Source organism: Bradyrhizobium guangdongense, from assembly GCF_006483445.1.
GTDB classification, from domain to species: domain Bacteria; phylum Pseudomonadota; class Alphaproteobacteria; order Rhizobiales; family Xanthobacteraceae; genus Bradyrhizobium; species Bradyrhizobium guangdongense_A.
On sequence record NZ_PPPT01000089.1, the window covers coordinates 1 to 18753 of the forward strand.

The 18753-nt window shown below is 64.7% G+C and carries 16 protein-coding genes and 1 pseudogene; 4 read left to right on the forward strand and 13 right to left on the reverse strand.

The window, feature by feature from the left end; genetic code table 11:
- The 10 genes and pseudogenes from C2U70_RS12570 to C2U70_RS12615 all read right to left on the reverse strand — a co-directional run.
- Positions 1-420: pseudogene (locus tag C2U70_RS12570) on the reverse strand (chemotaxis protein); the annotation flags it as partial.
- Between the two features lie 7 nt (positions 421-427).
- Positions 428-1519, reverse strand: a complete 1092-nt coding sequence (locus tag C2U70_RS12575; protein ID WP_140978333.1) for a protein-glutamate methylesterase/protein-glutamine glutaminase — start codon at positions 1517-1519, stop codon at positions 428-430.
- Positions 1520-1535: 16 nt separating this feature from the next.
- Complete coding sequence (locus C2U70_RS12580) at positions 1536-2390, reverse strand: CheR family methyltransferase (protein ID WP_140978334.1); 855 nt, start codon at positions 2388-2390, stop codon at positions 1536-1538.
- A 136-nt stretch (positions 2391-2526) separates the two neighbouring features.
- Entirely contained in the window at positions 2527-4698 is a 2172-nt protein-coding gene (locus C2U70_RS12585) for a HAMP domain-containing methyl-accepting chemotaxis protein (RefSeq protein ID WP_140978335.1), read from the reverse strand.
- A 65-nt stretch (positions 4699-4763) separates the two neighbouring features.
- Positions 4764-5252 carry a chemotaxis protein CheW gene (locus C2U70_RS12590; RefSeq protein ID WP_140978336.1) on the reverse strand — a complete coding sequence of 163 codons (489 nt, stop codon included), beginning with the start codon at positions 5250-5252 and terminating at the stop codon, positions 4764-4766.
- Between the two features lie 65 nt (positions 5253-5317).
- The gene (locus C2U70_RS12595; RefSeq protein ID WP_140978337.1) at positions 5318-7000 is read right to left on the reverse strand and encodes a methyl-accepting chemotaxis protein; all 1683 of its coding nucleotides are present in this window, start codon (positions 6998-7000) and stop codon (positions 5318-5320) included.
- Positions 7001-7042: 42 nt separating this feature from the next.
- Positions 7043-7510, reverse strand: a complete 468-nt coding sequence (locus C2U70_RS12600) for a chemotaxis protein CheW (RefSeq protein WP_186294210.1) — start codon at positions 7508-7510, stop codon at positions 7043-7045.
- A complete protein-coding gene (locus tag C2U70_RS12605) occupies positions 7510-9594 on the reverse strand; it encodes a chemotaxis protein CheA (protein ID WP_140978339.1) in 2085 nt (694 codons plus the stop codon). The genes C2U70_RS12600 and C2U70_RS12605 overlap by 1 nt, the downstream gene beginning before the upstream one ends.
- A complete protein-coding gene (locus tag C2U70_RS12610; RefSeq protein WP_044999604.1) occupies positions 9591-9956 on the reverse strand; it encodes a response regulator in 366 nt (121 codons plus the stop codon). The genes C2U70_RS12605 and C2U70_RS12610 overlap by 4 nt, the downstream gene beginning before the upstream one ends.
- A complete protein-coding gene (locus C2U70_RS12615) occupies positions 9956-10279 on the reverse strand; it encodes an STAS domain-containing protein (protein ID WP_140978340.1) in 324 nt (107 codons plus the stop codon). Before C2U70_RS12615 ends, C2U70_RS12610 begins: the two co-directional genes overlap by 1 nt.
- Before the next feature lie 279 nt (positions 10280-10558).
- Between C2U70_RS12615 and C2U70_RS12620 the strand changes: the two genes are divergently transcribed.
- Positions 10559-11668 carry an HD domain-containing phosphohydrolase gene (locus tag C2U70_RS12620; protein ID WP_140978341.1) on the forward strand — a complete coding sequence of 370 codons (1110 nt, stop codon included), beginning with the start codon at positions 10559-10561 and terminating at the stop codon, positions 11666-11668.
- A gap of 19 nt (positions 11669-11687) precedes the next feature.
- Here the strand turns inward: C2U70_RS12620 and C2U70_RS12625 are convergent, their stop codons facing one another.
- Together C2U70_RS12625 and C2U70_RS12630 are read right to left on the reverse strand one after the other, a co-directional pair.
- A complete protein-coding gene (locus C2U70_RS12625; protein ID WP_140978342.1) occupies positions 11688-13202 on the reverse strand; it encodes a carboxylesterase family protein in 1515 nt (504 codons plus the stop codon).
- A gap of 18 nt (positions 13203-13220) precedes the next feature.
- Positions 13221-14561 (reverse strand): MFS transporter, encoded by a 1341-nt coding sequence (locus C2U70_RS12630; protein ID WP_140978343.1) that lies wholly within the window; start codon positions 14559-14561, stop codon positions 13221-13223.
- Positions 14562-14774: 213 nt separating this feature from the next.
- On the opposite strand from C2U70_RS12630, the gene C2U70_RS12635 reads away from it, so the two are divergent.
- A complete protein-coding gene (locus C2U70_RS12635) occupies positions 14775-15431 on the forward strand; it encodes a TetR/AcrR family transcriptional regulator (protein ID WP_140978344.1) in 657 nt (218 codons plus the stop codon).
- A gap of 137 nt (positions 15432-15568) precedes the next feature.
- On the opposite strand, the gene C2U70_RS12640 is transcribed toward C2U70_RS12635, so the two are convergent.
- Positions 15569-16570 (reverse strand): formylglycine-generating enzyme family protein, encoded by a 1002-nt coding sequence (locus tag C2U70_RS12640; protein ID WP_140978345.1) that lies wholly within the window; start codon positions 16568-16570, stop codon positions 15569-15571.
- Positions 16571-16863: 293 nt separating this feature from the next.
- On the opposite strand from C2U70_RS12640, the gene C2U70_RS12645 reads away from it, so the two are divergent.
- Both C2U70_RS12645 and C2U70_RS12650 read left to right on the forward strand, forming a co-directional pair.
- A complete protein-coding gene (locus tag C2U70_RS12645) occupies positions 16864-17862 on the forward strand; it encodes a helix-turn-helix domain-containing protein (RefSeq protein ID WP_140978346.1) in 999 nt (332 codons plus the stop codon).
- Between the two features lie 212 nt (positions 17863-18074).
- On the forward strand, positions 18075-18746 hold the full coding sequence (locus tag C2U70_RS12650; RefSeq protein ID WP_140978347.1) for a hypothetical protein: 672 nt from the start codon (positions 18075-18077) through the stop codon (positions 18744-18746).
- The last annotated feature ends 7 nt before the right edge of the window (positions 18747-18753 follow it).

Sequence of the window (18753 nt, forward strand, 5' to 3'; positions counted from 1 at the left end):
GGCTTCCTGCGTGAAGGCGAGGAATCCCTCACGGTCGCCATCGAGCGAGGCCGCCTCGATCCGGGCGCTGCGCGCGATGATCGTGATCATCTGGATATGCTTGAACAACGGCTTCAACAGCGCGGACGCTTCCGAAGTGTGCTGTCCGATCGTTCCCAGCAGGGCGCTCTCGGCGGGCAGTGCCTGGGCGAGCTGGTCCAGCCGGGCCGCGATCTCCTGCAAGGCCGTGGCCGCACCTTCGATCTCGGCACCCGACAATTCCTGCGATAGCGCGACGAGGCCCTGGTTCAGCTCCTTGAAGATGATGTGGCCCCGGCCAAGCTGATGTCCGACCTGCGCGAAATTGTCCTCGATACGCGAGGAGACCCCCTCGATCGAGTCGATCGCGTCGGCAAGCGTGTTGGCAGGGATGACGGACATTCTCGCGTCAGCTCGTCGTCACGAGTTGCGCAGCCTGATACCAGTGCATGATCTCGCGCGGGATGTGATGCAGCGGGACGATTTTTTCGACCGCGCCGCAGGCGATCGCCTCCTTCGGCATGCCGAAGACGACGCAGCTCTCCTCATCCTGCGCGCGCGTCGCGGCGCCGAGCTTGCGCATCTCCAACAATCCTCGTGCGCCGTCGTCGCCCATGCCGGTCATGATGACGCCGAGCGCATTGGCTCCCGCATGCTGGGCCGCCGAGCGGAACAGGACGTCGACCGAGGGGCGATGCCGCGACACCGGCGGGCCGTCCTTGATGGCGACCTGGTAGCGCAGCCCGATCCGCTGCAGCAGCATGTGGCGTGCCCCTGGCGCGATATAGGCGCAACCCGGCAGCACCGGCTCGCCGTCCTCGGCTTCCTTGACCCGGATCTGGCAGACGCTGTCGAGACGCTTGGCAAACGCGGCCGTGAAGCCTGCGGGCATATGCTGGACGATCACGATGCCCGGACAGTGCTGCGGCAGCATCTCCAGGACATCGTTGAGCGCCTCCGTTCCACCGGTCGATGCCCCGATGCAGACGATGCGCTCCGTGGTCGGCCGCGACCTGCCCTGCACGGGCGGCGGGATGATCGCATCTGCCGTGAGCTTCTTCTCGATCAGCCGCCGCTCGGTGCGCGGACGCACGCGGGCCCGCGCCGCCGATTTGACCGACTCACGCAGGCGCGTGGAGCATTCGAGCAGCGCCTGTCGCGTGTCGATCTTCGGCTTCGGCACGATGTCGACCGCGCCGGCCTCGAACGCTTCGAACATCAGGTTCGAGCCGGCCTCGGTCAGCGACGAGCAGATGATCACCGGGATCGGCCGCTGCGCCATGATCTTGCGCAGGAACGTCATGCCGTCCATCTTCGGCATCTCGATGTCGAGGATGATCACGTCTGGAATTTCGTTCTGAAGGCGGCGCGCTGCCGCGAACGGGTCGGACGCCGTCCCCATCACCTCGATATCAGGATCGTCATTGAGGATCGACTGGAGGATTTGGCGCACCGACGCCGAATCATCCACGATCAGCACACGAACTTTCTCCTTTGCCATCGTTCGTGCGCTCCCATCAGACCTGGAAAATCGTCGGCTGAACCTGCTTCAGGCCAGGCACGGCGCTGTGAACCATCGACTCGGAATGCCCGACCAGGAGATAGCCGCCGGGCCGCAGATGGCTGCAGAGCTGCTGCACGACCTTGCGCTGGGTCTCGCGCTCGAAATAGATCAGCACGTTGCGGCAGAAGATGATGTCGACGTCCCGGTCCACGGGATAGGACGCGTCCATCAGGTTCATCCGCATGAAATGGGTCACGCAGCGCAATTCCGGCACCACGCGGACCTCGCCGCGTGAGCGATCGCGCGCGGACAGGAAATAGCGCTTGACGAAGTTTTCCGGCACCGGCGCCACCACGTCGCGGGTGTAGATCGCGGTCTTGGCCAGGCGCAGGACGGCGGTCGAAATGTCGGTGCCGAGCACGCGAAACTGAAATCGCGATCCGGTCCGGGTCATATCGTCCAGCACCATCGCCGCGGTATAGGCCTCCATGCCCGTGGACGACGCCGAGCTCCAGATCTTCAGGTTTGGGCTCTTGCGTCCATGCGCCTTCAACAGGGCCGGGACGGCGGTCTCGCGCATGAAGTCGAAATGTTGCGGCTCGCGGAAGAAGTCGGTCTTGTTGGTCGTGACGACGTCGATCAGATGCGTGAGTTCGCTGTCGAACAGGTCGCCGTCGAACAGGTTGTCGACATATTCGTTGACGCCGGTGTAGTTCAGCGCGCGCACACGCTTGTGCAGGCGGCCTTCCAGCATCAGCCGCTTGCCGGGCGGGAGCTTGATGCCGACCTGGCCCTCGATCAGCTCGGCAATGGTGCGGAAATGGCGGTCGGAGAGATGGACGGCCGACTGCTGCATGGCGGGCATCATGGACGGCCACCACGCTTGTGCAGCGTCACGACAGGGCCGTGCGCGAATTGTCGGGCCATTTTGGCCATATTACGTCCCACGCATTTACCGGGAGAACCGGCCCTCCCCGCACGGGAAGGGCCGGCGCCATCACGTCCTAGCGCTGAAATTCGGCGTCCCGATCGTCCGCGCCGTCGTTCATGTCGAAAGCAAATCCACCGTTCGCAACCTTCATCGCGCGCGCTGGCTTCGGCTGCGGCTTCCTGGCAGGGCGCTCGACAGCGGCCATGCTCGCCGCCTTGGCGCGCAACTGGCCGACCGCCTGGTCGACCGGCGCCGGAGCCCGCTCCATGCTGCCCTGATCGATACGGAAGTAAGCGATGGTGGACTGCAACTGCTCGGCCTGCGAGGCCAGCTCCTCGGAGGTCGAGGAGACCTCCTCCGACGCGCTGGCATTCTGCTGACCGACCTTGTCGAGTTGCTGGATCGCCTGGTTGATCTGGGAGGAGCCGACGTCCTGCTCGCGGCAGGCTGCGGTGATCTCCTGGACCAGTTCGGCCGTCTTCTTGATGTCGGGCACCAGCTTCGAGAGCATGTTGCCGGCTTCCTGGGCGACCTTCACGGTCTCCGAGGACAGCGACCCGATCTCGGCCGCCGCCGCCTGGCTGCGTTCGGCGAGCTTGCGCACTTCGGACGCAACCACCGCAAAGCCCTTACCGTGCTCGCCCGCACGCGCTGCCTCGACCGCAGCATTCAGGGCGAGCAGATCGGTCTGCCGCGCGATCTCCTGCACGATCGTAATTTTCTCGGCGATCGTCTGCATCGCTTCGACCGCACGGCCGACGGCGGCACCGGACGCCTCCGCATCCTTCGCCGACTGCGCCGCGATCTTCTCGGTCTGGTTGGCGTTGTCGGCGTTCTGCTTCACGTTGGAGGCCATTTCCTCCATCGACGAGGACGCTTCCTCCGCGGAGGAAGCCTGCTCGGTCGCGCCCTGCGAGAGCTGCTCGGCGCTGGCCGAGAGCTCTTGGCTGCCGGCCGAGACGTTCTGGGCCGCCGTGAGCGCTTCCGACACGATCTGGCGGAGCTTTTCGACCATGCGCTCGAGCGCGAGACCGAGCGTGTCCTTGTCCGACAGCGGCTTGGCTTCGACCATGAGATTGCCCTGGGCGATCTCGCCGGCGACCGCGGCCGTCGCATTGAGATTTTCCGTCATCGCATTGAGAGACGCCACGAGGTCGCCGACCTCGTCGTTGCTCGACAACGTGATCTTCTGGCTGAGGTCACCGATCGCCACCGCGTTGGCGAGCCCGACCGCGCGGCCAAGTCCACGGCTGATATTGAGGGCGATCCAGGTCGCCGATGCCACAGCGATCAGGAGCGCGCCGATAATGATGCTGACCAGCAGCATCTTGGCGAGCGCTGCGTCCCTGGCGCCCTCTTCCGCCACGTCGGCCATCTGCTTCTCGTTCAGCTTGACGTACTGTTCGATCGCGTCCAGCGCTTCGTTGAAGACCTTGCGGCCTTCACCGCTGGCGATCGCCGCCGCCTTGATGTTGCCGGCCTCGAGGGCCAGGCGCGTGACGCCTTCGACGGCCTTTGCCAGCCGATCGGCCTGCGCGTTGATCGCGCCGGGCGCACCGGCCTGGCTTGCTTGCGTCACCGCCGCCTTGATGTTGTTCAACCGCTGCATGGCCTCCTTGGCGTCCGCCTCAACCTGCTGCGTATTCGTGGCGGAATAGGCCATCACGATTGCGCGGGAGAGGCGCGCAATGTCGGCACGCGCGGTCGACATCGCAACGATCGCACGCGGATTCTCGGATGCACTCTTGCTGAGCTCTGCAATGGCTGCATCGAACATCAGGTCGAGGTCCTTGGCCGCGACCTGGCCTTCCGTCTTCCAGAGTTCCGCAGCCTTGTTGTTGGAATTGAGCAGCGCGAATTTTCCGGCCTGGTCCTCGAAATCGTTCATACGCTTCATCGGGCCGGACGCCTGGTCTAGCATGCGCTTGCCGTTGTCGCTCGCTTTCCCATACAGGTCATTGAAGAGCTTGAGCGTCTTCTCGCGACGCGCCAGCATCGCGTTATGATTGTCCTGGCTGTCCTTGTCCGACACCGCCTGGATCATGCGGGTCTCTGCGCGCTGCTGGCCCTGGATCGCGCTCATGACGTCGGCTGCGAGCTTGGTGCGGCTGGCCTGGCCGACGATCCGCTCCTGCTGCGCGGCCAATGTGGAAAGGCCGTTGTAAGCAACGCCACCCGTGATCATGGAGAGAACGATGACGGCGCCGAACGCGCTGGCAAGCTTGGCCTTGACGGTGAATCTCATAGTGAGGTCTCGTATTCTTTTGGAGTTGAGTTGCTTACGCGCGGCGACGCTTTACTGATTCACGCTCAGGCGGCGCAGGACGCATCGACGGATGCGTCCCGGCCCTCGGGAATCTCGTCACGGGCCATTAGCCTCGCGAGATCGAAGATGATGACGAATTTCTCGCCTTTCCGGCCAAGGCCGGCGGCGTAGTCGGATTGCCACTTCCCGCCGACCTCAGGCACGGGTTCGATAGCCTGCTCGTCGATGTCGGTCACCTCGAAGACGCAGTCGGCAACGAAGCCGACGCCGACGAGACGATCCTTCATCGGCACGTCGAGGATGATGATCCGGGTCGCTTCCGTCGCCGCCACGCTCGGCAGCCCCAGCTTGGTCCGGAGGTCGACGATCGGATAGCCGGAACCGCGCACGTCGATCATGCCCAGCAAAAAGTTCGGCGCGTGCGGCAGTCGCGAGATCGGCCGCATGTCCAGGATCTCGCGGACGTTGCGGATCGAGATGCCGAACGTCTCGCCCGCGAGCCCGAGCGTCAGATATTGCGAGGTTGCGGCCATGATGCAGTCCGGAGGTCAGGAGGTTATCAGGAGGACGGTCCGGCCCGAGGCCGGACCGTGAGCGGTCAGCGTTGAAAATCGGCGTCGCGATCGTCCTCGCGGTCGTCCATGTCGAAGGCAAAGCCACCGCCGCCGGCGACCTTGAGCGCCCGCGCGGGCTTGGCCTGCGGCTTCCTGGCTCCGCGTCCGGCACCCGCCATGGTCTTGGCCGTGGCGCGCAACTGGCTCACGGCGTGGTCGATCGGTGCCGCCTTCTCGTGAGCTGCATGCTCGATACGGAAGAAGGAGATGGTCGACTGCAACTGCTCGGCTTGCGACGCCAGTTCTTCGGAGGTCGAGGAAACCTCTTCCGAGGCGCTGGCGTTCTGCTGACCGACCTTGTCGAGCTGCTGGATCGCCTGGTTGATCTGGGAGGAGCCGACGTCCTGCTCGCGGCAAGCCGCGGTGATCTCCTGGACCAGTTCGGCCGTCTTCTTGATGTCGGGCACGAGCTTCGAGAGCATGTGGCCCGCTTCCTGCGCGACCTTCACGGTCTCGGTCGACAGCGTGCCAATCTCGGCGGCCGCGGCCTGGCTGCGCTCGGCAAGCTTGCGCACCTCGGAGGCAACCACCGCAAAGCCCTTGCCGTGCTCGCCCGCACGCGCGGCTTCGACTGCTGCGTTGAGGGCCAGCAGATCGGTCTGCCGGGCAATCTCCTGCACGATGGTAATCTTCTCGGCGATCGTCTGCATGGCGTCGACTGCGCGGCCGACGGCAGCGCCGGAGGCCTCGGCGTCCTTGGCGGACTGCGCCGCGATCTTTTCGGTCTGGTTGGCATTGTCGGCGTTCTGCTTGACGTTGGAAGCCATTTCCTCCATCGATGAGGACGCCTCTTCCGCGGAGGACGCCTGCTCGGTCGCGCCCTGCGAGAGCTGCTCCGCGCTGGCCGAGAGTTCCTGGCTGCCGGCCGAGACGTTCTGCGCAGCCGTGAGCGCTTCCGACACGATCTGGCGCAGCCGTTCGACCATCGCATTCAGCGACTTGATGAGATCGCCGATCTCGTCATTGCTCGAGACCTTGATCATCTGGCTGAGGTCCCCGCTGGCGACTGCGCCGGCGAGACCCACCGCGCGACCGAGGCCGCGCGAGATACTGATGGAGATCCAGACCGCAGCGATGACGCCGATTGCAAGCGAAGCGAGCACGAAGCTGATCAGCATCATCTGCGCCCGATTGCCATCCTCATGCGCCTGCGCCGCCTGATCGGCCATGTTCTTCTTCACGTTGGTGATGTAGGCGTTGCCGGCATCCATCGCCTCGGCCACCGCTTTGCGGACCTCGGTCATGGAGCGTTCGGCGGCCTTCGCCTTGTCGGTCTTCGCGAGCTTGAGCGTTTCATCCTGCACGGCGTTCATCCGGCCAAAGGCAGCGCCGAAAGCCTCGATCAGCTTCTTGCCCTCAGGCGATGCAACCGAATGAATCTCTTCCTTGACCTTCAGCAGATGCTCACGCTGCTTCGCGATTTCGGACGAGAAGCGCTCGAACTCGCTCTCCGGAGCCATGATGGCGTTCTTCTCCGCACGAACCTGCAGGAGAATACCCTTCTCGAGTTCGGCGGCATGCTCCAGACGGCCGGCACGCGACACCAGGTTTTCGGCGACCGATATCATCTCAGTCAGCTTCATGTAGGCGACGCCACCCGCAGCCATCGACAACAGGAGTACCACGCCGAACGCGCTCGCAAGCTTTGCCTTGACCGTAAATCTCATCTGCAGCCCCTTACCCCTGTCCCAGCCCCGGGACTTCTTTCTTCAATTCAAAATGCGTTCCATGTTGGGAACGATGACGAACTCTTCACGCCACTTGGTGATGAAGCGGATGAACTCCGGCTTCCAATGCATGCCGACGCGCGGCGTCTGCTGCACGTTGGCTTGCGAAATCTCCGTGACCTCGTACACCTTGTCGGCGGTGACGCCGACCAGCACGGGCTCGCCGTCGATCTCGATCTCGATGACGACGATGCGCGTGTCGGCGGAATTATCGACCTGCTGCATCCCGAAGCGGATGCGCAGATCCGCGAGCGGAATGACGTTGCCGCGCACATTGATCACGCTGGGGACGAACGACCTTGCGCCGGCCACTTTCGTCACCGGCACGGGATCGATGATCTCGCGCACGAGGCCTGCGTCGAGCGCGAATTTTTCTTCGCCAAGGCCGATCATCACGACCTGCATCGCGGTCGCGTCGTGCTCGCCGGCTGTCTTGAGCCCTTCGGTCATCACGCCGCCTCGCTGATGTGCTTTTCGGTCTGCGACTGTGCCAGCGCGACGAGCTGCGCCACGTCGAGGATGAGCGCGGCCGTGCCGTCGCCCAGGATGGTCGCACCGGAGAAGATGGTGACGTCCGAATGCAGCTTCGACAGCGACTTGATGACCGTCTGGTGGTTGCCGATGATCTGGTCGGCCACGAGGCCGACATGGGTTTCGCCGGTCGAGATGATGATCGTCTTCTGGTGCTGGTCAGGCGTGCCCGACACCGTCAGGATCTGGCGCAGCCGCAGGAACGGCACGAGCTTGCCGCGCACATTGAGGAAGTTGCGGCCGCGGGAACGGTCGTCCTCGGCGGTCAACTCGATGCATTCCTCCACCGCGGACAGCGGGATGATGTAACGGCCCTCGCCGACGCGGATCAGCAGTCCCTCGATGATGGCGAGCGTGAGCGGCAGGCGCAGCGTGACGGTGGTGCCCTGGCCCGGCCTGGTCGACAGGTCGATCGTGCCGCGCATGTTCTCGATGGTGCGCTTGACCACGTCCATGCCGACGCCGCGGCCGGACAACGCTGAGATGGTCTGCGCGGTCGAGAACCCCGGGTGGAACAGGAATTGGTGGATCTCGTGGTCGGAGAGCGCGGCACCCGGTGCGATCAGGCCCTGCTCTTCCGCCTTGGCGCGGATTCGTGCGGTGTTGAGCCCGCCGCCATTGTCCTTCACGGTGACCAGCACCTGCGCGCCGGAATGGACGGCCTGCAGCTCGATGCGGCCCTGCTCGGTCTTGCCGGCGGCCGTGCGGGCCGCGGTGTCCTCGATACCGTGGTCGATGGCGTTGCGGATCAAATGCACCAGCGGATCGGCCAGGCACTCGATCATGGTCTTGTCGAGCTCGGTGTCCTCGCCCGCCGTGACGAATTCGACCGGTTTTGACAGATCGCGCGACAGATCGTGCACCAGGCGGCGGAAGCGCCCGAACAGCGAACCGATCGGCACCATGCGCGCGCCCATCGTGGTGTCACGCAGGCTCGAGGCGAGACGCTCGATCTCCTCGGCGATCATCTTGATCGAGAGATCGGAACCTGCAGAAGCCAGTTGGGTCAGGCGCGCCTGGGCGATCACGAGCTCGCCGACCCGGTCCATCAATTCATCGAGGCGTTCGGCCTGAACGCGAACGGTGGCGATGCCGCGATCGTCGCGCTTGGCGTCCTCACGCCGCGGCGCGGCTTCGCGCTTGGCCTCGGGCTGCGATGCGGCCTGCTTGACGGGTTCGCTCGCGACCGGAGCGACCGGCGCAGCCTCGGCGGCGGGCGCAGGCATCTCCGCCGGCTGTAGCGGAATCTGCTCCTCTTCGAGAAGCTGGAACAGCGGCAACGGCGCGGGCGCTTCGGCATGTTCGAGCGGCGAGAGCGTCAGCTTCATCTCGTCCTGGACGAACATGAAGACGTCGTCGATCGCGGCCTTGTCGCAGGCCGCGTGCAGGGTGACGTCCCACTTCAGATAGCAGTCTTCCGGCTCCATCTCGTCGAGATAGGGCACGCCGTCAGTGACCGGCACGACGAAGCACGGCCCGATCTTGGCGAGATCCTCCAGCAGATCGAGCGGGTTCGAGCCGTTGCGCAGGATGTGCGTTTCGAATTCGAGGTGAAGCTGCCAGCCGGCCTGCTTGCTCTCGGCCTGGACCTCAACCGGTGCCGCCGCAGGCGCCGCGCTTGCCGGCACGTCGGCACCGACGAAACGCTTGAGATCGTCGAGGATCGCTTCGCCGATGATGTCGTCGGTGGACTGCGGCTCCTCGATCAACGCGCGGATGTAGTCCTTGGCGGCCAGCGCGACCGAGATCAGCTCCTGGGTCGGCTTGATCTCGCCCTTGCGGACGCGGTCGAAGGCGGTTTCGAACTCGTGGGTGAAGGAAGCGACCTTGTCGAAGCCGAACATCGCGCCCGACCCCTTGATTGTGTGCAGGGCGCGGAAGGCGGAATCGACCAATTCCCGATCGTCAGGACGCTGGCCGAGGTCGAGCAGTGCGCCTTCCAGGACTTCAAAGAGCTCGGCGGCTTCCTGCCGAAAGACCTCGGTCGGGTCCATCACGTTCATGCGCGCACCAGCTTGGCGACGACGGCGAGCAACTGCTCGGGCTTGAAGGGCTTTGTAATCCAGCCGGTGGCGCCGGCGCTCTTGGCTTCCTGCTTCACCGTGTCATTTGATTCGGTGGTCAGGAACACGATGGGCATGCCGACCGCGCTCGGCAGCTTGCGCAGCGCGCGGATCAGCTCCAGGCCGTTCATGACGGGCATATTGAGGTCGGTGATGACGAGATCGAGCTTGCCGGCCTGCGCTTTCGCAAGCCCCTGCGCACCGTCGCCGGCCTCGATCACGCTGTGGCCGGCCGGCTCCAGGACCACCTTGATCATCTGGCGAATGCTGGGCGAGTCGTCGACTGTGAGAATCGTGGCCATCAGGTGCCATCTTTCTTTTGCGGGAAATGCTGATCGATCATCGCGTCGCTGGCGAAACCGGCGCGGCGGATGGTGTTGCGAAGCGTCTGGGAAAATGCGGTAAGAACGACCGGACGCCCCTGCGCTTCGCCGGTCTTTGCGGTCGACAGCAGGAGTTGCACGGACGTGACGTCGGCCTTGTCGACGTTGGAACAGTCGATCTCGAGCCGATCCTGCCGGCCGAACGCCTCGCGGATCATGTCATAGACGTTGCGGATCGCAGCAATGCTGCAATCGGCAGGCAGCCGCAGGGACCACTTCGGCTCGGTGGCATCAGGCGTCATTCGTCCCCCAATTCCAAGAATCCGACTACACGCATGACGCGAATTCCGTACGATCACTATTCGTGTCGGATCATGAGCAAAATCCTAATGCTGGACTCCGTACAACTACGGGACGAACTCCGTGGAACTTCGCGTCTGCATGCAAGCATGCCTAAAGCGCACAAATCTCGTGCGTTACGCACGATGCAGGGGCGCTTCTCCGTAAAGACCGCATTTGCTCCGCGTTAAATGAAGCCGGGCTATTCGGTGACGTCATGACTCTTTGTTTCGAGTGAGCCGATGCTGACCCAAGCGCTTCTGGTCGATGACAGCCGATCCGTGCTGGATTTTCTGAAGCGGCACATCGAAGCCGACGGAAGGGTGCAGGCCGCCGCGTTCCTCGACCCCGTCGAGGCCTTCGCCTGCGCCCGCGAGCGCGACTTCGACATCGTGCTGGTGGACTACGAGATGCCGGGGATGGACGGCATCAGCTTCATCCGCGCGCTGCGGAAACTGCCGAAATTCATCGACATCCCCGTCGTGATGATCACCTCGATCCAGACCGACGAGGTGAAAATGCGGGCGCTGGAGGCCGGCGCCACCGATTTTCTGCCAAAACAGCCGCAGAGCCTGGAGACGAGCGTCCGTCTTCGGAACCTGATCCGGCTCGGCGTCGCCGTCCGCAAGCTCAACGACCGCGCGGCGGATCTCGCGAGCGAGGTCGCGGCCGCAACACGAAAGCTTCAGGAACGCGAGGAGGAGATCATCCTGCGCCTGGCGCTCGCGGTCGAATACCGTGACAACGACACCGGCGAGCACACGCTGCGGGTGGCCCAATACAGCCGCCTGATCGCCGAGCAGCTCGGCCTTCCCGCCCGGCTCTGCCGCGACATCTACCTGGCCGCGCCCCTGCACGACGTCGGCAAGGTCGCGATCCCCGACAACATCCTGCTCAAGCCCGGCAAGCTGACCGGGGCAGAGATGGACGTGATCCGCACTCACGCCACCATCGGCGAGCGCATTCTGGCGAACTCGACCTGCGAGCTGATCCAGCTTGGCGCCCAGATCGCAGCCGCCCATCACGAGCGCTGGGACGGCGCCGGCTATCCGCGCGGGCTGAAGGAGACGGACATTCCGGTCGCCGCGCGCGTGGTCGCGGTCGCCGATGTCTTCGACGCGCTGACGACGCGGCGGCCCTACAAGGAGCCGATGGCGCTTGCGGTCGCGCGCGACTATCTGACCGAGAACAAGGGCCGCCAGTTCGACCCCGCTTGCGTCGACGCCTTCCTGTCGCGCTGGGACGAGGTCACCGACATCGCCACGGGACAGAGCGCCGCGCCCTACCGGACGGCCGAAGCGCCGCTAGCGCCGGCCGACGGGGACCGGCGAACCGCCTGCTCCGCGGCCTGACCCTCGCTGTCTCCCGTCATTATCTTGACGCCAGCAAAGTCTCGTTGGTTTCGTTCAAACGTCCTCCCTTGCAAAGCTCCGCCCACTGGCGGAAACGCTCGCCCTCGTTGGCGCGAGCAAGGTGGGACGGCGCCGCGAAGATCGCAAGCCGCTCGGTGCCCCGTTCGAACCGAGGCCAGACGTCCGCGGTGTCGGGCGCGCCGGTGGCCACGAAGCGCAGCACGCTCGCCTGCAGCCGCTCCGCGACCGCGATGTCGTCGGGCGTCATCGGCCCGCCTGCGCGCCTAAGGATGGGACGATCGATGAAATCAGGCAGGTGCGCCCACAGGCAGGCATTGTCGGCGCCGTGGGTCGGCCCTTGCGACAAAAATGGCTCCAGCGTCGGGCGATGGTCGAAGCGGCTCAGCCACACCGCGCCGCCTGCCGCGCTCTGGTCGCGCGCCAGATCCGTCATCGGCCGGTGCCAGAATGCATCCGAGAGCAGCGCTTCGTAGGGATCCTCATCAGCACGCGCCGTGGCGCGGTAGCAGGCCAGCAGGCGCTCCCAGCCGGGATCACCGAGGTCGGCGCGGACCTGCCGCTCGGTGGCGCGGATCATCGCGGCCGGCGGCGTGCTCTTCAAAAACATCGTCATCTCGTCGCGGCAGGACCCGAGCCAGAGCGGGACGTGGCGCAAATGACCGTCGGCGATCACCTCCCGCGGCTCGCGCGCGATGTCAGCGCCATCGAGTACCGGGCCGAACACCGTGCCGGAGGAGGTTTCGTCCGCCAGCTTTCGCCCGACGCTGTCCATTGCGGCAAAAAGCTGCGGCAGGGGCAGCGTCGCGATGGCGTCGGCGTTGCGCTCGACCCTGAGTTCCGCGAGCACGCGACGCGCCACCTCGTCGGCGCGCTCCGCACTCATGATGTTGCGTCCCGGCGCGCTCAGCGCCAAGACGCGGCTGAACTTTCCCCTGGCCTGCGGCAGGCTCGCCAGCGCGATCACCAGGGACGCGCCGGCCGATTGGCCCGACAGCGTCAGCGCATCGGGATCGCCGCCGAAGTTCGCGATGTTGACCCGGGTCCAGTCGAGCGCGGCCAGCACGTCCGAAACTGCGAGATTATTGGCCTCGGCCAGCGCGCCGCCATGGCGATGCAGTTGCAGGAAGCCGAGCGGGCCGAGCCGGTAGTTGATGGTGACGATGATGGCCGGGCCGCGCGCGGCGAGGAAGGCGCCATCGTAATCGGCGCCGCCGCCGGTGACGAAGGCGCCGCCATGGATGAAGAACAGCACCGGCAGCGGACGATCGACCCCGTCAGGTGCGAATATGTTGAGGGTAAGACAGGCATTCTCCTGCGCCCCATCGAGATGGCCGGGCTGCGGCGCATAAGCGCCGTAGTCCGTGCAGTGACGCGGCTCCATCCACGGGCGCGGCGCTGTTGCCTTGGCAAACCGCCGGCTTGCGGCGAACGGCACGCCCTTGAAGGCGCGGACGCCATTTTGTGCAAGGCCGATGACCGGCCCGCTCGTGGTCGGAACTGCAGATGTCAGCATGCCGAATGTCACCTTTGCTCAGTTGCGACGCTTGCCGAGGTCGGCGATGTCGACCTTGTGCGTCTCGCGTGCCGTCGCAGCGGCTGCCGCCGAAATCACGCAACAGCCGGCAACGAAGATCGCGACCGGAACCCAACCCGTCGGTCCCTCACCCACCACGCTCGCGCTCACCAGCGGCGTGAAGCCGGCGGCAAGGAATCCGAGCTGGGTGCCGATCGCCGTGCCGGAATAGCGCACGCGCGTCTCGAACATCTCCGCATAGAAGGACGGCCAGATCGCGTTCGGTGCGGCGTAGACGATGCCGGACAGGATCATGGCGGCGGCGAAGATTGCGATCGTGTTGCCCGAGGTCACCAGCATGAAATACGGGAACAGCAGCACCGCGCAGCCGAGCACGCCGCCGATGAATACCGGCTTGCGGCCGATGCGATCGGCCAGCAGCGCCCAGAGCGGCTGGGTGAGAAGCGCGGTGACGTTGCCGAGCACGCCGGCCCAGAGCATGGTCGGCCGCGCCACACCGAACTTGGAGGTGACATAGCCAAGTGTGAACACCGCGGTCATGGTGCTGACGGTCGCGATCAGCGCGCAGGCGATGACGCGCAGCACGTCCGGCCAATAGCCGCGCAGGAGGTCGATGATCGGGAAGCGCGCGACCTTTGCCGTGCCCTTGATCTCCTCGAAGGAAGGCGTCTCCGGCATGGTCCGCCGCACCACATAGGCGACGACCAGCACGACGAAGGACAGCAGGAACGGAATGCGCCAGCCCCAGCTCAGGAGCACATCCTCGGGCATCGCGGAGACGGGGATGAACACCAGCGTCGCCAGGATCGCACCAGCCTGCGTGCCACTCAGCGTCCAGCTCGTGAAGAACGCGCGGTTCTTGTTGGCGGAGTGCTCCAGTGTCAGCGAGTTCGCTCCGCTCTGTTCGCCGGCAGCCGAGAGCCCCTGCAACAGGCGCAACAGCGTCAGGATGATTGGCGCGGCGTTGCCGATTGCCTTGGCGTCCGGCAACAGGCCGATCGCCAGCGTCGAGCCGCCCATCAGGACCAGTGTGAACAGCAGCACCGTCTTGCGCCCGATACGGTCGCCGAAATGGCCGAGGATGATGGCGCCCACGGGCCTCGCGATATAGCCGATACCGAAGGAGAGCAGCGACAACAGCGTCGCCGTCGAGGGATCGACATTGGCGAAGAACACTTTTGGAAAGATCAGCGCCGCGGCAGTGCCGTAGATGAAGAAGTCGTAGTATTCGAGCATGCTGCCGACGAAGCTGACGAGCGCCGCGCGCTTCGGCAGTTTCTTCTGATCGGCTTCCGCCGTGGACGACGCAGGCAGCGATGCGGTTGACGTCAACGTCATGAAGTCCCCTCCCCGTTTGAGATCTGACGTCCGGTCCGCCGCGCACGGGGTCTCTGCCCCGCGTGGCCGTCGGCTGGCTGTTGCCCGGACCTTGTTTTCAGTCATAATGTACGAACTAGTACGTTTATGCAAGGCCGGCCAAATGACGCCGCCGGAAGACGAAATTTGCCCTCGCATTCAAGGTGATCCATAGGATTGGTGGGAGAAACATTGATGCTCGAGCGCATGCCGCCCTCATCGAAGCGCACCAACGATCCAGAGCGCACCAAGCGCGACATTATCGAAGTGGCGACCCAGGAATTTGCCGCCGAGGGCTATTCCGGCGCCCGGGTCGATGCCATTGCGGCGCGGACGCGCACGTCCAAGCGGATGATCTACTACTACTTCGGCGGCAAGGAGCAGCTCTACCTCGCGGTGCTTGCGGAAGCCTATCGCAGCATTCGCGCGCTGGAGGACCAGCTCGACATCGAACGCTGCGATGCGCGCGAAGGGCTGCGTCGCCTGATCGAGGCGACCTTCGACCATGACGAGCGCAACCCGAACTTCATCCGCCTCGTCTCGATCGAGAACATCCATCACGGCAAGCACCTCAAGCAGAACCCGCAGCTGCGCCAGCTCAACGCCAGCGTGATCAACACGCTCGACAAGCTGCTGCAGCGTGGCCGCAAGGACGGCACCTTCCGCGACGACGTCGATGCCACCGACCTGCATCTTGCGATCAGCTCCTACTGCTTCTTCCGCGTCGCCAACCGCTACACGTTTGGTGCGCTGTTCGACCGCGACCTCAGCGATCCGAAGGTGCTGGCGAAGAGCAGGCAGCAGATCGTCGACATGATTTTGGCGTGGCTTGCGGCGAAACCGCGCGCTTGAGGTGGTGCACATGCACAGGTGATGATCCCGTCATCCTGAGGTGCGCGCCATGCGACGCGATGCGTCGCATGGTAAGCCTCGAAGGATGAACGGCCCGGGGCCGTCGCCCTTCGAGGCCTTCGCTACGCTCCGGCACCTCAGGGTGACGGTGATGGATTTGTGCTGGCGCCAGAACGGACCACGCAACGGAATCCGATATCGCTTGCCGATGTATGGACCTGCTCGGGGCGGCGTGCGGCGGGACGATAGCGACGGCAATGGTTCGGCGCGGACAGATGCGAGGCGCCTTTCAGGACTTTTCGCGGAAGCCCGCACGCAGGTGCATCGGGATCCTGGCTGCCGCCTTCAGTGCCGCCGCGCGGATTCCAGGGTATGCGCCACGCTGCGGCGGAACCGGATTGGTGATGCGCCGACCACCAGTCCGAGGTCCATTCCCAGACATTGCCGATCATGTCGTAAAGACCGTAACCGTTGGGCGGAAACGCCGTCACGGGTGACGTACGTTCGTAGCCGTCTTCGCACAGATTGCTGGCAGGGAAGTCACCCTGCCAGATGTTCGCCATGTGCCGGCCGCCGGGCGTCAGCGTATTGCCCCACGCGTAATCCTCGCCGTCGAGCCCGCCGCGCGCGGCATATTCCCACTCGGCTTCGCTTGGCAGATCCTTGCCGGCCCATGTCGCGTAGGCAGCCGCGTCGCGGTAGGCGACATGCACCACCGGATGATCGTCGAGATCCCTGATGTCGCTGCCGGGGCCGTAAGGGTGCCGCCAGTTGGCGGCGCGCATCAGCGTCCACCATTGCCGTCCGTCATCGTGGTCGGTGACATGCGGCAGCGGCGCAAACACCAGCGAGCCGGCATAGAGCGTGGGTGTCTGTGCCCCTGACGGGTCCTTCGCCTCCGACACGATCTGCGCCGTCGTCACATAGCCCGTCGTGTTGACGAATTCCTTGAACTGCCGGTTCGTGACCGGCGTGCGGTCGATCCAGAAGCCGTCGAGCGCGACGCGATGACTGGGCGCCTCTTCGGGATAGTGGCGATCGGAGCCCATCAGGAAGGTGCCGCCGGGGATGAAAACCATCTCGCCGGCCTTCGCATCGTCCGGCCGCCACTCGCAACGATCGACGTCGGCCCACAACATCGTGGAACTCCGCTTACGCCCGCACGCCCCGCCCGCTGCGATCGAAATCGCCGAGGTTGCAAAAGCTATGTGAAGTTCTGAGCGATGTGACGTGCAGATTGTGCCAAGATCTCGCGAGATACGGCGCTGACGAGCTGGCATCTCAACATCGCCGGGCCGCACGGCCTCGCCGGGGATGCGGGAATTTTAGGCAATCTTGTAAGACAACCTGCCTCACCTGCCGCGACGGCGATCATGGTATTTCGCTGCCGATATGCCGTAGAATTGTCGCGCTTCGGTTCGAGAGTGATCGCATGGGGACGTACCTTCTGGTTGATTCGCGTCGGCTCGACGGTTTCGAGGGCCTTCATCAGGCGGTCCACGGCACGCATGTCGACGTGATGCAGCTCGGCCGCGGCAAGCTGCGCGGCACCTTGTCTCATGTCGGCATCGGAGATTTTTCCCTCAGCATCGGCTCGTTCAATGTCGGGATGCGCACGCGGCGCATCGCCAGCGACGAGAAGCTGATCATCGGCATGCTGCTCAACGCCGAAGATCGCGTCGCGCACTGGTCATTCGACATGCAGCCGTCAGACGTGTTGGTGATTCCGCCGCTGCTCGAGCATGACGGCATCTTCCATGGTTCATCCGCCTATGCGGCGATGCGGCTTGGTCTCGAAGAGGTGACCGAGGTGTTCGCCGGCCAGCCGAAACTGGGTGATCCCGACTACTGGCGCAGCAAGAACCACTTCAAGGCCGATCCCGCGCTCGGACCGACCGCGGCGCGCCGCCTCGCCCAAATTGTCCTGCAACTGACCCAGCACCAGAACGAGCTGACCGCTCCTGCCGCCGAATTCTGGCGGCGCTCGATCGCCGAATGCATGGCCGCCAATGTGATCTGCTCGCTGCCGCCGGATGACAGCGGCTGGCTGCCGGCCGCAAGGCGGCTCATCAATAAGGTCGAGGACTATCTCGACGAGGCCGGCACGCGGCCGGTCCATATTTCGGAGATCTGCGCGGCCTTGCACGTGTCCCGCCGAACCCTGCATCGTGCTTTCCAGGAGGTGTTCGGCATGGGACCGGTGACCTTCCTGCGCCACAAGCGCCTATGCACCATCCACTCCATCCTGCGCGAGAGCCGTCCGGGCACCACCACCGTGTCCACGGTCGCCATGCAGCAGGGCTTTTACGAGCTCGGACGCTTCTCGCATTATTACCGCACGATGTTCGGAGAATACCCGTCGCAGACCCTGGGCATCCCAGTGCACGAACTCGTCGCGCACCAGCACAGGCCTGACGCAACGGTGATCTGACCGGCCTTATTCGCTGCTCGCGCCGGGACGGAAATCTCACGATTCATCAATGCATTAACCAAGCAGCCGAGGCTTGCGGGCGCGAGGTCGCATCATTGAACCGAATCCGGATAGAGTGGCACCAATAGACAGAGTGATTGTGGTCACACAGGATGGCGTGGCGCTCTGCTAGGCCTTGGACCGGACAATCGATCAAGTTGGATGAGACAGTCATGAAACGCCTGACCGGAGCCGCCGTCGGCCTGTTTTGCCTTGCCGCACCTGCGGTCGCCGAGACGCCGGTTGCGATCGTCGAGGACGTCCAGGGCAAGGTCGAGGGCGTCGAGTTCATGGACTACGTCTCGCCCGGCAAGATCATCAAGCTCGGACCATCCGGCACGCTGGTGCTCGGCTATCTCAAATCCTGCTGGCGCGAGACCATCACCGGCGGCGTCGTGCAGGTCGGCGCCGAGCAGAGCGCGGTGCAGCTCGGCGACGTGCAGCGGGTCAAGGTGCCCTGCGACGCCAATGCCGCGCAGATTTCCGAGCGCGAAGCAAACCAGAGTGCCGCGACCACCTTCCGAACCATGCGCTCCGACAAGCAGGGTGCAGCCCCGAAGAAACTGACGACGCTCTACGGCGTCGCGCCGCTGGTCGAGGTGAAGGGCGGCGGCACGCTCGCGATCGAACGCATCGACGCCAAGGGCGAGCAATTCTCCGTGCCGCTGACCGGCAACATCCTGGTGCGCGGCAAGTTCTATGACTTCGCCAAGGCCGGCAAGACGCTCACCCCCGGCGGCACCTATCTCGCGACGCTCGGCACGCACCGCTTCACCTTCCAGGTCGATGCGAAGGCGACGACGTCGCCGACGCCGATCGTCGGCCGCCTCTTGCGGTTAGAGTAGGCGGCCG

Bases quoted from the DNA above. Each gene is read 5' to 3' on its own strand.
- C2U70_RS12640 (WP_140978345.1), bottom strand. From the start codon at position 16,570: ATGTTGTGGGCCGACGTCGATCGTTGCGAGTGGCGGCCGGACGATGCG.
- C2U70_RS12650 (WP_140978347.1), top strand. From the start codon at position 18,075: ATGAAACGCCTGACCGGAGCCGCCGTCGGCCTGTTTTGCCTTGCCGCA.
- C2U70_RS12595 (WP_140978337.1), bottom strand. From the start codon at position 7,000: ATGAGATTTACGGTCAAGGCAAAGCTTGCGAGCGCGTTCGGCGTGGTA.
- C2U70_RS12590 (WP_140978336.1), bottom strand. From the start codon at position 5,252: ATGGCCGCAACCTCGCAATATCTGACGCTCGGGCTCGCGGGCGAGACG.
- C2U70_RS12630 (WP_140978343.1), bottom strand. From the start codon at position 14,561: ATGACGTTGACGTCAACCGCATCGCTGCCTGCGTCGTCCACGGCGGAA.
- C2U70_RS12615 (WP_140978340.1), bottom strand. From the start codon at position 10,279: ATGACGCCTGATGCCACCGAGCCGAAGTGGTCCCTGCGGCTGCCTGCC.
- C2U70_RS12625 (WP_140978342.1), bottom strand. From the start codon at position 13,202: ATGCTGACATCTGCAGTTCCGACCACGAGCGGGCCGGTCATCGGCCTT.
- C2U70_RS12635 (WP_140978344.1), top strand. From the start codon at position 14,775: ATGCTCGAGCGCATGCCGCCCTCATCGAAGCGCACCAACGATCCAGAG.
- C2U70_RS12605 (WP_140978339.1), bottom strand. From the start codon at position 9,594: ATGAACGTGATGGACCCGACCGAGGTCTTTCGGCAGGAAGCCGCCGAG.
- C2U70_RS12610 (WP_044999604.1), bottom strand. From the start codon at position 9,956: ATGGCCACGATTCTCACAGTCGACGACTCGCCCAGCATTCGCCAGATG.
- C2U70_RS12575 (WP_140978333.1), bottom strand. From the start codon at position 1,519: ATGGCAAAGGAGAAAGTTCGTGTGCTGATCGTGGATGATTCGGCGTCG.
- C2U70_RS12585 (WP_140978335.1), bottom strand. From the start codon at position 4,698: ATGAGATTCACCGTCAAGGCCAAGCTTGCCAGCGCGTTCGGCGCCGTC.
- C2U70_RS12620 (WP_140978341.1), top strand. From the start codon at position 10,559: ATGCTGACCCAAGCGCTTCTGGTCGATGACAGCCGATCCGTGCTGGAT.
- C2U70_RS12600 (WP_186294210.1), bottom strand. From the start codon at position 7,510: ATGACCGAAGGGCTCAAGACAGCCGGCGAGCACGACGCGACCGCGATG.
- C2U70_RS12645 (WP_140978346.1), top strand. From the start codon at position 16,864: ATGGGGACGTACCTTCTGGTTGATTCGCGTCGGCTCGACGGTTTCGAG.
- C2U70_RS12580 (WP_140978334.1), bottom strand. From the start codon at position 2,390: ATGATGCCCGCCATGCAGCAGTCGGCCGTCCATCTCTCCGACCGCCAT.